At 68.2% G+C, this 14,601-nt stretch carries 13 protein-coding genes and 2 pseudogenes; 7 read left to right on the forward strand and 8 right to left on the reverse strand.

Features of this window, described 5'->3' with window-relative positions:
* Positions 1–538, forward strand: a pseudogene (locus tag ABD339_RS11905) (transposase); the annotation flags it as partial.
* A gap of 163 nt (positions 539–701) precedes the next feature.
* A pseudogene (locus tag ABD339_RS11910) lies at positions 702–2,420 on the forward strand (relaxase/mobilization nuclease domain-containing protein).
* An 882-nt stretch (positions 2,421–3,302) separates the two neighbouring features.
* On the opposite strand, the gene ABD339_RS11915 reads toward ABD339_RS11910, so the two are convergent.
* Entirely contained in the window at positions 3,303–4,451 is a 1,149-nt protein-coding gene (locus ABD339_RS11915; protein ID WP_344565102.1) for a radical SAM protein, read from the reverse strand.
* Between the two features lie 41 nt (positions 4,452–4,492).
* The gene (locus ABD339_RS11920) at positions 4,493–5,026 is read right to left on the reverse strand and encodes a class IV adenylate cyclase (RefSeq protein ID WP_344565104.1); all 534 of its coding nucleotides are present in this window, start codon (positions 5,024–5,026) and stop codon (positions 4,493–4,495) included.
* A 416-nt stretch (positions 5,027–5,442) separates the two neighbouring features.
* On the opposite strand from ABD339_RS11920, the gene ABD339_RS11925 reads away from it, so the two are divergent.
* Entirely contained in the window at positions 5,443–5,745 is a 303-nt protein-coding gene (locus tag ABD339_RS11925; protein WP_344565106.1) for a hypothetical protein, read from the forward strand.
* Between the two features lie 718 nt (positions 5,746–6,463).
* On the opposite strand, the gene ABD339_RS11930 is transcribed toward ABD339_RS11925, so the two are convergent.
* Complete coding sequence (locus ABD339_RS11930; protein ID WP_344565108.1) at positions 6,464–6,880, reverse strand: ATP-binding protein; 417 nt, start codon at positions 6,878–6,880, stop codon at positions 6,464–6,466.
* A gap of 213 nt (positions 6,881–7,093) precedes the next feature.
* On the opposite strand from ABD339_RS11930, the gene ABD339_RS11935 reads away from it, so the two are divergent.
* Complete coding sequence (locus tag ABD339_RS11935; RefSeq protein WP_344565110.1) at positions 7,094–8,356, forward strand: helix-turn-helix transcriptional regulator; 1,263 nt, start codon at positions 7,094–7,096, stop codon at positions 8,354–8,356.
* A gap of 14 nt (positions 8,357–8,370) precedes the next feature.
* Positions 8,371–8,736 (forward strand): hypothetical protein, encoded by a 366-nt coding sequence (locus ABD339_RS11940; RefSeq protein WP_344565112.1) that lies wholly within the window; start codon positions 8,371–8,373, stop codon positions 8,734–8,736.
* 65 nt (positions 8,737–8,801) lie between these two features.
* Here the strand turns inward: ABD339_RS11940 and ABD339_RS11945 are convergent, their stop codons facing one another.
* From ABD339_RS11945 to ABD339_RS11955, 3 genes are all read right to left on the reverse strand, one after another.
* Positions 8,802–9,845 carry a hypothetical protein gene (locus ABD339_RS11945; protein ID WP_344565114.1) on the reverse strand — a complete coding sequence of 348 codons (1,044 nt, stop codon included), beginning with the start codon at positions 9,843–9,845 and terminating at the stop codon, positions 8,802–8,804.
* A gap of 338 nt (positions 9,846–10,183) precedes the next feature.
* Positions 10,184–11,329, reverse strand: coding sequence for a hypothetical protein (locus tag ABD339_RS11950; RefSeq protein ID WP_344565116.1), 1,146 nt, complete (start codon positions 11,327–11,329; stop codon positions 10,184–10,186).
* Positions 11,330–11,745: 416 nt separating this feature from the next.
* On the reverse strand, positions 11,746–12,264 hold the full coding sequence (locus tag ABD339_RS11955) for a hypothetical protein (protein WP_344565118.1): 519 nt from the start codon (positions 12,262–12,264) through the stop codon (positions 11,746–11,748).
* A gap of 139 nt (positions 12,265–12,403) precedes the next feature.
* Between ABD339_RS11955 and ABD339_RS11960 the strand changes: the two genes are divergently transcribed.
* Both ABD339_RS11960 and ABD339_RS11965 read left to right on the forward strand, forming a co-directional pair.
* A complete protein-coding gene (locus ABD339_RS11960; protein ID WP_344565119.1) occupies positions 12,404–12,592 on the forward strand; it encodes a ribbon-helix-helix protein, CopG family in 189 nt (62 codons plus the stop codon).
* Positions 12,593–12,659: 67 nt separating this feature from the next.
* On the forward strand, positions 12,660–13,094 hold the full coding sequence (locus ABD339_RS11965) for a type II toxin-antitoxin system VapC family toxin (RefSeq protein WP_344565120.1): 435 nt from the start codon (positions 12,660–12,662) through the stop codon (positions 13,092–13,094).
* Positions 13,095–13,174: 80 nt separating this feature from the next.
* On the opposite strand, the gene ABD339_RS11970 is transcribed toward ABD339_RS11965, so the two are convergent.
* Positions 13,175–14,080: an NADP-dependent oxidoreductase gene (locus tag ABD339_RS11970; RefSeq protein ID WP_344565617.1), complete on the reverse strand. Its 906-nt coding sequence runs from the start codon at positions 14,078–14,080 to the stop codon at positions 13,175–13,177.
* A gap of 189 nt (positions 14,081–14,269) precedes the next feature.
* Positions 14,270–14,551 (reverse strand): hypothetical protein, encoded by a 282-nt coding sequence (locus tag ABD339_RS11975; RefSeq protein WP_344565122.1) that lies wholly within the window; start codon positions 14,549–14,551, stop codon positions 14,270–14,272.
* Positions 14,552–14,601: the final 50 nt, after the last annotated feature.

Below are 14,601 nucleotides of genomic sequence, written 5' to 3' on the forward strand. Positions count from 1 at the left end.
CGAGCTCATCTCCAATGCCGAGGTCGCCGAGATCCCCGCCTACACCGCGTTCGCCGGCCGCAAGAAAGCAGATCGCGTCACGGCCCGCCTCATCGTGCGCCGGGTCCGTGACCTGGCCAGACCCGCCATCATCGGCGAGCAGGGCGAACTGTTCCCGGTCTGGCGCCACCACCCCTTCTTCACCGACAACCCCGCCCCGACACTCCAGGCAGAGCAGGAACACCGCCACCACGCCGTCATCGAGCAGGTCACCGCCGACAGCAAAGCCGGGGCCTTCGCCCACCTGCCCTCAGGCCACTTCCACGCCAACGCCGCCTGGCTCACCCTGTGGGCCATGGCCCACAACCTGCTGCGGGCCACCGGCGTCCTGGCCTCGGCCTTCCACGCCAAGGCCACCACCGCCACCCTCCGCGCCCACCTGGTCAACGCTCCCGCCCGGATCGCGCGTTCCGCCCGGCGTATCACTCTGCACCTGCCCCGGCGATGGCCCTGGCAGCACGCCTGGAGACACCTGTTCGACACCATCCACGCCCCCCCGAACCAGCCTGACCTCCCTGCCCACCCCGCCCGCCAGGGCCCAACCGGAGCCGAAATCGTGGAAAAGCTGGACAGACCAGCAAATACCCCGTGCCTGCATCCGGTCGGCGATCCCACGCCCGACCCAACAAGCCTCAAAAACCGACCTCAGAACCGACCGGTGGATCAAGGCTAAGATCATCCTGGGTGCGGGCCCGGGGGCCACTCGCCGCACCATCCACTACCTCTTCGGACCCGGCCGGGCCAACGAGCACACCGACCCGCACCTGGTCGCTTCCTGGAACGGCTTCGCTCCCGACCCCGGCCGCAGCCCGCATCGCGCTCCACAGGATGTGGAAAGGCAGCTCGTCACACAGCTCGACCAGCCCGTGAAGATGCTGGGCGACAAGGCTCCGAAGCACACGGTGTGGCACTGCCCGGTCCGGGCCGCCCCCGAGGACCCGATCCTGACCGACGCCCAGTGGGCCGCCATCGCCCGCCGCATCGTGTGGCCGCCGCCGGCATCGCCCCCGACGGCGACGAGGAAGCCTGCCGCTGGGTGGCCGTCCGTCACGCCGACGACCACATCCACATCGCCGCCACCCTCGTACGCCAAGACGGCCGCCGTCCCCGGCGGGACTACGACCAACGCGCCGTCCAGAACGAGGCAGGCCCGCCAGATCGAAGCCGACTTCGGGCTCAGGCAACTCAAGCGCGGCGTTGGCACCGCTGCCAAACGCCACACCAGCAAGGAGCACTTCAAGGCCAAGCGCCAGGGCCAGGACGCCACATCCCGCGAGATCCTCCGCCAACGTGTACGCCGCGCCGTGGCCGCCGCCGCCAGCGAGACGGAGTTCTTCGCGTTCCTGGAGGCGACCGGCGTGAACGTGCGCCCGAAGAGGGCCTCGTCCGGAGACGTCACCGGCTACAGCATCGCGTTGCCCGGCGACGTCAACCAGCACGGCGACCCCGTCTGGTTCTCCGGCTCCACCCTCGCCGGAGACCTCTCTCTGCCCAAGATCCGCGAACGCCTTGCCACCACCAGCCCCGAGCCCGTGGCCACCCCGCAGGGCAATCTGTGGCACCAGGCCAGCGCCGCAACCGAGCGCATCCCCCACCACCTCGTCTACAGCGACGAGCACATCGCCCAAGGCCAGCTCGCGGCCCTCGGCGCCGCCCTCGATCTGCTCCCCGTCACCGCGCCATCAGCCGTGAAGGGCGAACTGGAAAGGGCCGCTGCGGCCTTCGAGCGCGCTACCCGCTCCCGCATCACCGCCGACCACAACAGCGCCCGCACCCTGCGCCGCAGCCTCCAGACGATCTGGTGCAGCCCCTCACCTGATGGCGACGGCTCCGGCCTGGCCATGCTCATCGACGCCGCACTCACTGCCGCCGCGTTCGCGATGCACTGGCACCGCACCCGTCTGCATGCCCAGCAAGAGGCAGCTGCCCAGCAAGCCCTCGCCCACCTGCACACCGCCTATGGGCAGATCGCCGGACCCGCGCTGAGCAACCTGGCCCGCCGCGCGCCCACCCCACAGACCCAACACCGCTACGCCCAGCACCTCCATCAAGCCGTACCTGAGCACGCCGAACGCATCCTCAACGATCCCGCCTGGAACGCCCTCACTACAGTGCTCGCGCAGGCGGAGGGGGCCGGGCACAACGCGGCCACCATCCTCGACCAGGCACTCGGCCAGCGCACACTGGACGACGCCCACAGCCCCGCACGCGCCCTAACCTGGCGCATCCGCCGCCTCGGCGAACGCCACGCCCCCAGCCCCCGTGCCCAAGCAGCCAAGGCGCGGACCACCAGGCCCACCCGCCGGTTGGCACGACCGGAAGAGTCCCGTTCCTTCAATACCTTCACCAGCCACTCCGCCTCGCGACGCCGTGGGCGATGAGCCGTAGTGCAACAGGGGAGCGACGCCGCCGCTGGGGCACGCCGTGGCATAGGCGGTCGGTTCCGCAACTCCAGACAGAGCCTAGAAACCTCCCCGATCCGGCTCCCGCATCGTGCAAGGCTGAGGCCCTTTTGGGCACCAACGCGAACAGGCAGGCCGGGCTACCCGATCCGCCGAGGAGAAGAAGGTCCACTGATTGCTCGCGCCAAAGCAGCTCCAGCACGAAGACGGCCGCAGACCTTGTGCGTTCCCCTGCTGTGGCATCGGTGAGCTGGGCACCATAGCCACATGAGACGGCGACGCTCAGCAGGTAGGGAACCCCGCTACTGCCACTCACACGGGCCAGCATCTGCGTACCATCCCCGGGACCGGGCTCTTGAGAGAAACAAGCGTGGTGTCTGTGGTGTCGAGGGATGCAATTTCCTGATCGACAAACGCGGCCGAGTGCGCCGGATCAGTGGTTCGAGCGTTGAGGATGTCCTGCGAGCACACCGCGAAGTAGCGCAACCGGACCGAGCACAACGTGGCGGCCCCTGGCTCAGTGGCTCCTTCTACCTGGTTTCCGTCGCCGTAACGACAGCAGCAGCGATCAGCGCCAGTCTGGTAGCGCCGCCCTGGGCAGTTCCGATCGTCATCGTGGCTTCCCTACTGGGAGTTGGCACCGTCGGTGCACTTCAAATGCGCCATGACGAAAAACTGAGTGAGCGACGCTTCGTGGAACTCTTCAAGATGACTCTCCTGAAGGTACCGACCTTGCTCCGTCGGCCTCCTCCTGTCGACTCTCCAAGTGCCAGCCGGACGAGCTCAGACGATCAAGATGCAGCGCCAACACGAGACCGCCTGCGGAACTACGACAACCATGGACCCGTAGCCGAAGCACGCCTATCCGGCAGCCGGGCCGTGAGCGGGGCGTGCTCGGCTTCGAGGTGGCTCCCGATCAGGAGTGCTGTGTAGGGCGGTGAGGCGGGCTGCTTCGTCGTCGCGGAAGTTGCGGACTTCGGCGCAGCGTTGGCTCATGACGAATTCGCCGAGGGGGAGGCAGAGGTCCATGCGTTGGATGCAGACGCCGATCATGAAGGGGCCGTTCTTGGCGCGGTACATGCGCACGCCGTAGTAGCCCTCTTGGCAGTCGCGGTCGTTGTTGAAGCGGCAGCCGGTGCAAGTCTCGGGGAGGCGGACGGGGCGGATGCTCTTGGCGTAGAGGGTGCGGCCGTCCGGGAGGCGGTAGCGGGTGCGCTGGTCGGAGGCGCCGGCGGTGATGACGCGGAGGTCGGGGACGGCGCCCAGGTGGTCGATGACCTCGCGCATGGCCGCCAGGGAGGCGCCGTCGTCCTCCAGGTTCACCAGCATCCGCACGATCACGTCGCGGCCGTGCTGCTCGATGATGCGCAGGACTCGCTCGACGTGGTCGTGGTCGGGGATGACGATGTTGGCCGAGACCTTCACGCCGTGCCGGGTGGCGGTCTCGATGGTGTCCGCGAGGGCTTCGAGCTTGCGGGCGGCCAGGCGGGGTGAGGCGAGGCGGGGGGCTTGGACGGCGGCGAGTTCCTCGGGGGTGGTGCCGAAGACGGACAGGTTGATGCGGTCCAGCCCGGCCTCGGCGCACTCGGGGAGTACGGCCGCGCCGTTCTCGCCGTTGGACGTGAGGCCGACGGTCAGGTCGAGCCGCCTCGCGATGCGGACCAGGTCGGGCAGGTCGGGGTGGAGGGTGGGTTCGCCGCCGGTGAAGTGGACCTCGTTGAGGGGGAGGCTGCCGCGGACGGCGGCCAGGGCGAGGGCGAAGTCGGGGTCGGCGGGGATGCGCTGGGGGAGGAAGTCGGCGCCGTTGGTGGCCAGGTAGATCGAGACGCGGCCGGAGCGGCCGGGGGCGCCGGTGAAGGCGTCGGGCGGGCGGCCGGTGTTGTCGGTGGCGACGGGGGTGCCTTCGTTGTGGCAGAAGGTGCAGGCCAGCCCGCACGCGTCGATGATCTTCACGCGGAGGGTGCGGTCGGGAACGACCGTGACCGGTACGTCGTCGAGTGGATCGTGCATCGTTCCGCCTTCCGTGGGGGCAAGTACGCCGACAGGCCGGGTCAGAAGCGCAGGTCGGTGATGGTGTCGAGGTCGATGTCGTAGCGGGCGTAGATCTTCTGGGTGTTCTCGCTGGTCAGCTCGGCCTTGGGGATGCCGAGGCGTTCGGCGGTCTGCCAGACCTGTTCCTCGTCGTCGCCTTCGATCTCCAGGTACGGGGGGATGCGGGGCCAGGTGTCGATCTCCAGCCGTACGCCGTCCAGCAGCCAGGAGCTGCGGCGGTTCTCCTGGTAGGAGCGGTGGGACAGGCCCATGAGGCCGAGGAGAGCGTGAGTGTCCTCGAAGGAGCCGACGGTGGTCTCGGTCTCCTGGGTGCCGTCGATCGCGTCCGAGCTGATCGTCTTGACGCACAGCGTCACCGCGCCGCCCGCGTCCCGCAGCCGTACCCACCGCCCTTCCTTCGGTGGGATGGGGTCGTAGACGTAGCGGCGCATCAGCCGCTCGCTGTGGAAGGTGCCGCCCGCGGACTGGATGCGCGCGGCCATCGCCTCCGGGTCGATCTCCAGGGCCTTGGCCTCGTACTCGACAACGTGCATAGGGTGCCAACTTCCTCTCGTGCGGGGTCGGATGGGGGCGTCTGGCAGGAGTGCGGGGGCGAGCAGCCACGCGTTGAGTCGGTCCTCCACCGGGACGGTGAACGGGCGCGGCACGCTCGCTTGCCGTCTCGGGCTCCACCAGCGAGTCAAAGTGCGCCGAAGCTTTGGGAAGGCAACCAAGATCTCGTCCTTCACAGCGCGGTGCGCAGATCGTGCGGGCGACTGGGGTGACCTTGCGCAGTTCGCGGATCAGCTTGGAGGCGAGTATCGAGTGCAGGCCCGGGTCGTCCTTGGGCAGCCAGATGTCGGTGTCGCCGTGGTTGAGCCGCCGGCCGTCGAGGGTGAGGCGGTAGCTCACCCCGCCCACTCCCCACAGCCGGGGCGCCCTGACCCGCAGCGCCGAGAAGGTTCCGCTCTTGGGACACACGGCCATCGACAGCCGCGCGTCCTTCGCACACAGCGGCGGCATCGCGCTCAACGCGCCCTCCGGCCACGAAGGCGGGTCCAGCTCGTTGCGCCAGTCGAAGAACAGCCACCCGTCCGCGTTGCGGTCCGCCGGACCGCCGCAGACCTGGCACTTCATCGCGTACATGCACTCGTACTGCCGCCCCGGATGCATCGACGCGAAGTCCGGCCGGCCGACCCCGGGCGAGTACGAACACCGCGCCCACAGCACCCCGAAGCCGTCGCGGTCAGAAGGAAGCTCCCGCCCTTGGTAGGCCAGCTTCGGGGTGGGAGCGAGCGCGACGGCCAGCGCCGCCTCGACGACCGCCTTCTCGTTGTCCCACATGGCCACGAACGGCACCCGGACCGAATGCCCGGTGCGCGGATGCTTCGCGTACCGGGGCACGCGGCCCACCCCCAAAGCGAAGGAGGCTGCCGACGACTTCATGGGGTCGTCACCCCCCGTCCCCTGCCAACCCTCCCGTTCCAGGAGCGACAGCAGGTCCCCTGTCGTCCTGGCCGTCTGGCGCGCTGCGGTCAGCGACAGTTGTTGGGGGCCTTCGCTCGCAGCGGCTCTGGCCCTGGCCACCATCTCGACGACCACGATCCGCCCGGTGTCCAGCTCGGCCTCTGCAGCGTCCGCCAGAGCGTCCAGGTAGGCGTGCAGGGTGTCGGTCGTCGGCCGCAGGTCGCCCCCGTCCACGCCGTCGAAGTGCCTGCTGACCACGTACTTGACCGTGCGGCGAACGGTCTCGGGCGTCACGGCCAGCGGCTCGTCCTGCTCTTCGGTCTGCCACCGGCGCATCGCCTCCAGGAAGCGACGAAGGGTCGCGTCGTCGGTGGTCTCGACCGCGACTTCGCCGAAGGCCGGAACATCGTGATCGCACGCTTGCCCTGGCGTCCGGCGTTCCACCGGAGGGCTGTAGGGGGCGCCTTCCACCGGCTCGTGTCGGCCGACGAGAGCGAAGCGGCGAGGCCGCCGGTGGCGAGCCATCACGTACCCGCCTCGTCCGCCAAGTCCGCCCACACGGTCTTGCCACTCGTGTGCACATCAATACCCCAGTCAACGGCGAGGGCGGAGACCAGGAGCAGCCCTCTGCCCTTCGTCTCCTCCTCGTCCGGACACCGCAGCACGGGACGGACGCGGGACTGGTCGGTCACACGGATACGCACCCGGTACTGCGAGGGCCGTTCGGCGCTGAAGACCAGGTAGCGGCCTGAGCCGTGCTGCACAGCGTTCGCGACCAGCTCTGTCGCGACCAAGGTCGCCTCGTTCAGAAGCGATTCGAGGCGCCATACGCGCAGCGCCGTGACCACCAGCTCGCGGGCGAGGCCCGCGGACTCCGGTACGGACGGAAACGTCTGGCTGTATCCGGGCGCGCCGATCGACGTCGCTCTTGCCGCTGTCATGGTCACGGGTCGTCCCTCCGGGATCGGTCACTCGACCAGAGCCGCCTCCCCACACGCAGGGGGTGGTCGCGGGAGCCGGTCCGACTTTCAGGGCTCCAGCCAACCGCCGGAGATCGCTGCGGACCACGGCATCCCTGCGGCAGTCTTGATGCACCTCTGATGCACGGGGCGCCGCAGCGGGTAGGGCCCCAGTCAGGCGGGAAGGGGAGCGCCATGCGGTTGTCCGAGAGACGAAAGGCCATGGGCTACAGTCAGGAGACATTCGCCCATGCGCTTGGCGTGGACCGCACAACGGTCGGCCGCTGGGAACGCGGTCAGACAATGCCCGAATGCGTCCACCGGCCGAAGATGGCCGAGCTTCTGCGCCTGGACCTCACCGAACTCGGCAGCATGCTGGATCCACCACCAGCAGCCCACCACGCGCAGCCAGCACAGTCCCTACCCCGTCCCGTTCACGGTCCAGGTGAATCCGACGAAATGATCCGACGCAAGTTTCTGCGCCTGCTCACGGTGACCGGAGCCCTGACCGCCCTGGGACCCGAGGCAGCCGACGACATAGCGGAAGCCGTCGAGCGCGGCTCGGCCGACGACTACCGCCGGATGAACGAACACCTCTGGCAGGTCTACCAACTGGCCCGCTCCAAGCGCTCCGTCCACGGCATCGTCCAGGACCAGCTCGACGCACTCGCCGACGCCCTGAAGACCAGCACAGCCAGCCGCCGGGCCGGTGCGATGTGCGAAGCCGCCGGAGACCTCTTCCAGCTCTCCGGCGAGCTGGCCTTCGACAGCAACCGCTACACGGACGCCGCCGCTGCCTACTCCGTGGCCGCCTCAGCCAGCGACAGCGCGCACGCCTTCGACCTGTGGGCCTGCGCGCTCGTCCGGCACGCCTACGTGGACATGTCCGAGCGGCAGTTCACGGAAGCCACCGAGACCCTGGACGTCGCCCGTACCATCGCCACGCGCGGCGACCCCGCCCTGTCCACCCGCTACTGGGTCGCCTCCGTCCAGGCCGAGGCCCACGCGAACCTGGGCGACCTCAACGCGTGCCAGCGTGCCCTCGACGAGGCCCAGAAGGTCACCGACCTCCCCGGCCCTGTCCACAACGGCGGATGGCTCCGCTTCGACGGCTCCCGCCTCCCCGAAGAACGAGGAGCACGCTTCGTCCAGCTCGGGCGACTCGACCTCGCCGAGAAGGCCCTGAAGAGCGCGCTCGACTCCGACGCGCTGGCCAAGGGGACCTCCTACCGCCGCCGAGGCTCCGTCTTGGTTGACCTCGCGCTGATCGGCGCCAAACGCCACGACGCGGAGCAGGCCGTCACCCACGGCCGCGAGGCACTCCAGCTCGCACGGCAATCGGGCTCGGGCTACGTCGCCCGTAGACTCCAGACGCTGCGGGACGATCTGCGCTCCTACGGCCACGATCGCCGCGTAGCCGAACTGGCCGCCGACATCGGCAGCCTGCACGCGACGTGATGAGAGGGGTAGGCATGTCGGACACCGAGGGCGCCCGCCTGTTCCGGGAGACCTGGATCGCGGGAGTCAACAAGCACTACCTGGGCGAGCCCAAAGCCAGTTACGTCACGCCCTGGGAAGACACCCCTGGCTGGGAACGCGAAGCCGCCGGAGCCGTCTACGAACAGGTGCGCCACTTCCTCGACCTGAGCGCCGGCAACGCCAAACGCCTCACCCGCGAGCAGAAGGGCCGCTTCGTCGCCACCTGCTGGACCGCCCAGATGTACAAGCACTTCGGAGACCCCAAGCCCGCCTACGTCGCCGACTGGCCCGACCTCCCCGACTGGCAAAAGGAAACCGACTCCGACATCTTCGAAGCCATCGAGGCGATCGCCGTTTAGCTGAAATCCCGGCGACAGGAACTCGCCCCCCTTCCGGAGGGGAAGCTGCCTCATGGACCATTTTCTCACCCTCCGAATACGGTGTTGAGTGCTTGGTTCCCATGTTGAATCGTGGCGCCGAGACCAGCAGATGCCGCACCGATTTGCGTGAGCCCGTTCATGACAGCGTCGAAGGCAACGCGCACACGCCCCGGCTGTGGGGCCTCGTTGCTGGCCTCATCACAGAGGACTTCGGCATCGTGTATGAGTTCAGCTTGCTGTGCGGGTTCCATACCGAAGGTGGGGGCGAACTGCTTGACCATTTCGGCGAACTCGCGCATGGCGGTGGGGTCGAAGGTGTTGTTGTGGTTGTGTTGTTCAACCTTTCCCTGCGATCCGGCGATCACATTCGTTCCGGTGATGCTGTAGTAGTCGCCGGGTCGCGTTCGGTTGAGATAGTCGCTCACGGTTGCCCCTGACAAGACGCAGTCGATGCCATCGATGGTGATGGCGACAGTCCGAGGATGGGTGGTGGCCTCTTCGACCAGACCGGAGTGGACGAGGCGCGCCAAGGCGTAGCACACCTCGGTATCTGACAGTGTGGCTCCGGCAAAGTAGGACGCCTCGGCTTCCAGGAAGTGCGCCGGGTCGATGGGCTGCTGGTCGTGAGCAGTGGCATAGAGCCAGCGCAAGAATGCGTCTGTGGCATAGCGGTGCCGGGCAGCGGGCTCCTCCCGCAACTGCGCGAGCCGCCGCAGTTCGACCCGCCCGTCCGCGCTAATCTGGCAGAACTGGCGCTCACCAAGGGTACGGAGAATCTCGATCAAGCCATCCCGTTCCAAGGCGTCGGCGAGAACGCTCACCTCTTCCGGCGGCACTCCGGCATCCTCGGAATATTCGCTCTGATCGCCGCGGTAGCCGAGGGGCTTCTCACCTAACCAGATGAGAAACCGGACCAACTGTGGATCCTGCTCAATTCCTACACCCGTGATCCCGTAAGCAGTGGTGAAACCCTTTCCCAGGACCGGCGGCATAGTGATCGGGTGCTTGGCAAAGGCACGCTCGTATGCCTTGTTGATCGCCTTCACGTGCTTCTCGATCGCGCGGTGATCGATATCGTTCCTGGCCACTTCGTCCCCTCCCGTAGCCCCACGGTCCGCAGCATACTGCTGGGCACTGACAGGGAGGGAGCACCCTGAGTCATATGAGCGGAAAGACAGGCGCGTCAATGCGATGTCTGGTCCAGTGAGCGGCGAAAGCGCGGGTGGGAGCCTGGCACGGGTCACAGCACGGGGCCGCGGCAAGTTTTGGCGAGCCTCTGTCCCGATGAAAGGGAGCGTCTCTAGGCGGCACAGACGGGACAACCACCGCCCGTTCCGGGGCCGTGATTCGAGCCCCGCAGCATGCCGGATCAGGACTCTCCATGCTGATCTGCGCCACAGGGCTCAACTGGGCGGTAGCAGGGCCATCATTCGCCGTTGCTTGCGTCCTCGGGCTCGTCGGCAGCGTACGAGTGCACGTACCGGTCGTCATTGAACGGCTTGAACCAGCTCGCGAGGTCCATGGCCGCGACACCGAGGTACTCGCCTACCGGGCTCTCGTCGATGCCGTCCTTCGAGTCGTCGTAGAGCCACTCGTGGTCCATGTCCTCATAGACGAGGTCGGCGAAGCACTCCAGCGCCGCCTTGCGCCCGTCGGTCAACAGCCCGAACGTGTCCAGCGTCACCTCGGCGGCTTGCAGCAGCATCCGGAGAGCTAGCTCCTCGGCCACACAGCTCAGTTGTCGGAAGCTGCCTTCAGTGAAGCGAGTGGTGAGAGCAACGGCAGTTACCAGGAACCGGCGCGCGAAGAGGGCGTCGTACTGCAGGGCGTAGCGCGGCGGCAAGTCCTCCAGGAGCCACAGCGGCCGGTCGCACTCGGCGACGTTCGTCTTCTCCTCCTCCAGCGAGAAGGCGTCGTCGAACAGCTGGTCCAGGAGCACATCGGTCGCCCAGATCAATGCCCCGGCCGCCAACTCCGCGTCCTCAGCGGAGGTCGCGGACTCGGCGAACTCCTCGTCGTACTCCTCATCCTCTTCGTCGACGGTCCCGAACATCACAGGTCCGAAGGACCGCAGCCGCGGGGCCAGCGCACGCATCTTCGCCTCTGCCGCCTTCGAGTTCGCTTCCAGCCACGCCGGGTCCACCGGCGTTCCGGAGGCGGGCTCGGCCAGCTTGGCCCGTCGGTCGGCCAGGTCCGACGGCGGCCCTTCCGGGCCATCAGCTGCCTCAAGGCTCTCCTTGGCAAGGTCATGGTGAAGCTCGACCTCGCACCGCTTCACTGTCCAGTCGGCCAGGAGCTCGGTGTTCTCCAGGACGTCTTCCACCAGGGCGCGGACTGCCTGCTCGGCGAACTCCAGCGCAGGTGCGTCCACGAATACCTTCAGCAGCGCCCCTCCGGGGTAGACCCCCACGAAGGTGTCATCGACCCACACCTCCACGCCGTCAGGTCCTTCAACCGACTCAGCCGCACCGAGCCTCTCCTCCAGGAGCGCTCCGGCACCGACCCGCTGCAGCTCGTCCATCTCGGGCGCGCCACTCGGAGTCTGCGTATCCACCGTCACCGCGTACGTCACAGCGCCCAGCCTGTCAGGGCGCCACAGCACTTGCGACAGCAATGCGAACTTCCGGTCTGCCCGTGAGAAGGTACCGCCGCGAGGCCGCCGCGTCCTGTGCCTGCTGTCCGGCGACTTACGCTCCGCCGTGCCCCATCCGTGCCCTCCAGGGCGGTCGCCAAGGGTCAACAGGGACACGATCAAGCCTCCGCTGGACTCCCCGAATGGGCACATTCTCGCTGCTCAGACAGCACATCAGCCAAGCAAGCGTCGTTGATTCCCAAGCTCAGAGCGCGGGTTCGATTCCCGTCGCCCGCTCAGAGAACAACCCCGGGTCATGGACCTGGGGTTGTTTGTTGCCCGGAGCTTTTCAGGTGCCTGCACCAACCTGCGTACCGAGCCCGTTGAGCCGCACGACGCTTCCCATACCGGAGTGTCTATGCCTGGTTTTGAGGGCGACAGGTCATGGCTGGGCCATGGTTCGCAGCGCCTCTACAGTGACGGCCAAGTGGTGGGAGGTGGCCCAGGCACGCCATTCCGCTCCGCCACCGGCCTTCGGCCGCTCCCCGCGCGCGCACTTCGCCAACTCGGCGTCTCCCCACGACGTGTCCTCCCCAGGCGCGGGCCAGCGCTCCGAGCGGATCGTCCGGGCGGAAGGCGGGAATCAAGGCAAGCATCCGGGCTCCGGACGCCTCGCTGATCCAGTTCATCGGCCGTCCGGTCCAGACCCCGCCGACCGCACCGTGATGCCAGAGGCCGCCACAGTCCACCGCGATGTCCAGCCCCTTGGGCAGCTGGTTCCAGGCGTTCTTACGGAAGGTCTCCACGACGTCCCGGAGGCGCTCGTCAAGGACCACTTCCATGATCGGACGGACTTCGACCTGTTCGTCGGGCTTTATCTGCCCGAGCGCGGTGAATTCGCCTCGTTTTCCTTTCAGGGTCGGTACATACGCCATCACTGCTCCAAGGAGCTACGCACGCACGCCCTCGCGGGAGGGATTGAATCGAGAGTGCCTAACCGACGCAGGGGGCGAACAGGGCAGGAACAAGACATCTGCCCGAGAAACCCGGTTGTGGTCGAGGCACCATGACCATATGGCCTTGAAGAAGACGTCCGTCATGGTCGATGAGGAGGACCTCGCGCTGATCAAGGAGGCGGCAGCGCGGGAGGGGCGGCCGGAGTCGGAGTACTTCCGGGAGGCGTTCCATCTCGCGGCCCTGCGCACCCGGCGTTGGGACGAGGCGTGGGACGTCCCGGGCCTGCGTGGGACATCCCGGGCCTGAATTTCGGCGGTCCGGTCACCGCCGAAGAGATCGACCGAGCGGTCTCGGACGGCGTGGCGGACGCCGAGTGATCATCGTCGGTGGCACCTCCGGCCTGGTGGCCGCTCTCAACACCTCGGATCCCGAGCATGAAGCCGCTCGCACCGCAATGCACCAAGCGGCGCTCACGGTGGTATCGCCGCTGGTGATCCTGGAGATCGGACGCATCACCACGCGCAACGTCGACCGCAAGGCCGCACACATGGTGAACGACTGGCTGCCGGCCCAAGAACGCACCGGGCGCTTGACCATCCCCGCCTTGTCCGCCGACACACCGCGCCGGGCCCGTACGGTCCAGAACCGCTACGCCGCCCTGCGGCTCGACCTGACCGACGCAGTGAACGTCATCCTGGCCGAGGCATTTGACACGGAGGTCATCCTGACCCTCGGCCGCCGGGACTTCAGAACCGTCACCCCGCTCACCGGCAACCACGCCTTTCGGCTTCTGCCCGACGACCTGTAGAACCACCTGGCCCGTGCCAGACGCGTGCCAGAACGGCCAAGTGGACGTATTCAGGAGGGTTTTGTCGGGCTTTGGCGGGTTCAGAGGGTGATCACGAGCTTTCCTCTTGTGCGTCCGCGCTCGGCGTACGCGTGGGCGTCCGCGATCTGGTCGAGGGGGTAGGTGTGTTCGACGCGCGGGGTGTAGCGGCCCTGACGTCCCAGCTCCGCCGCCTCGGTCAGGAAGGCGGGGTTGTTCTCCGCGTTGACCACACGCACGCCCAGGCGCGGCGCGTTGGCGTGGTCGGCGACTGTGGCGACTCGGGCCGCGTCGCCGACGATCGCGACGAGGTCGGCCAGTGATCCCGAGGCCGCGGTGTCGAGCACCACATCGATACCCTCCGGGGCGATGGCGCGCAGGCGCTCGGCGAGGCCGGTGCCGTAGGTGGTGGGGACGGCGCCGAGTGAGGTGAGGAAGGCGTGGTTGCGCTCGCTGGCCGTCCCGATCACCGTGGCGCCGTGCGCGAGCGCGATCTCGACCGCGGCGCTGCCCACGCCTCCGGCGGCGCCCTCCACGAGAAGGGTCCGCCCCTGGAGGGGGCCGAGTGCGTTCAGTCCGCCCATCGCGGTCACGGACGCCAGGCCGGCGCCCGCGGCCTCCGCGTCGCTCCACGTGTCGGGCGCGGGCGCCCAGGCGGAGAGCACCGCCGACTCCGCCGTCGCGCCGGTGACGCCGCCCAGCCCGAAGACGCGGTCGCCGAGGTTCGCCCCCCGCACTCCGTCGCCGAGCTCGTCGATCACGCCGACGGCGTCCCGCCCGGGGATCGCGGGCAGCTCCACGGGGAGCATCTCGCGCGCCGCTCCCGACCGTACTTTCCAGTCGATCGGGTTGACGCCGGCCGCGGCGACGCGGATACGGATCTCGCCGGGCCCCGGGTGCGGATCCGGCACCTGCTCGACCACCAGGGTCTCCACGCCGCCGTACTCGTGGTAACGGGCTGCCCGCATGATGTCCTGCCTTTCTGATATGGCCTGGCGTCGGCCGCTCATGGCAGCAGAGCCGACCAGCTCTCGGAGAGTTCGGCGAACGCCGACGCCCAGTACGTTAAAACCTCACTTCGGCGTCAGACGCAAGCCGGACGCGCCGCTTGCGGGTGTGCGCGCCCGCCGAGCGGGACGAGCGGCTCCCTGGGCTGTTCAGCGGCTGCTGTGGCGACGCGGCGGCACGGGCTGCGGAGTCGATGACGCGGCTGCTCGGGCGGTCGCCGGGGCGACGGGCCGGTGAGCCGGGCGGTGGGTGGCCAGCAGGACCAGCGCGAGCAGGGTCTGGACGACGATGGTGGCGGCCTGCGCCAAGGGGGCCTCGACGCCGAGCAGCGTCATCGTCGTGTCGGCCGCGAAGTGCACCGCCATGGAGGCGAAGACGCCGGCCCTCTCGTAGGCGTACCCCGTCAGCAGTGCCATCGGAATGGTGCTCACCGCGAACAGCAGGCCGCTCCGGAAGCCGGGAGTTGAAAGCTGGTAGTTGT

Origin of the sequence: Streptomyces axinellae (assembly GCF_039532135.1) — a bacterium.
Lineage (GTDB): Bacteria > Actinomycetota > Actinomycetes > Streptomycetales > Streptomycetaceae > Streptomyces > Streptomyces axinellae.

What these genes read in the sequence shown, in the direction of transcription:
- ABD339_RS11920 (WP_344565104.1), bottom strand. Translation starts at nt 5,026, where the DNA reads ATGCACGTTGTCGAGTACGAGGCCAAGGCCCTGGAGATCGACCCGGAG.
- ABD339_RS11930 (WP_344565108.1), bottom strand. Translation starts at nt 6,880, where the DNA reads ATGACAGCGGCAAGAGCGACGTCGATCGGCGCGCCCGGATACAGCCAG.
- ABD339_RS11970 (WP_344565617.1), bottom strand. Translation starts at nt 14,080, where the DNA reads ATGCGGGCAGCCCGTTACCACGAGTACGGCGGCGTGGAGACCCTGGTG.
- ABD339_RS11960 (WP_344565119.1), top strand. Translation starts at nt 12,404, where the DNA reads ATGGCCTTGAAGAAGACGTCCGTCATGGTCGATGAGGAGGACCTCGCG.
- ABD339_RS11940 (WP_344565112.1), top strand. Translation starts at nt 8,371, where the DNA reads ATGTCGGACACCGAGGGCGCCCGCCTGTTCCGGGAGACCTGGATCGCG.
- ABD339_RS11955 (WP_344565118.1), bottom strand. Translation starts at nt 12,264, where the DNA reads ATGGCGTATGTACCGACCCTGAAAGGAAAACGAGGCGAATTCACCGCG.
- ABD339_RS11915 (WP_344565102.1), bottom strand. Translation starts at nt 4,451, where the DNA reads ATGCACGATCCACTCGACGACGTACCGGTCACGGTCGTTCCCGACCGC.
- ABD339_RS11935 (WP_344565110.1), top strand. Translation starts at nt 7,094, where the DNA reads ATGCGGTTGTCCGAGAGACGAAAGGCCATGGGCTACAGTCAGGAGACA.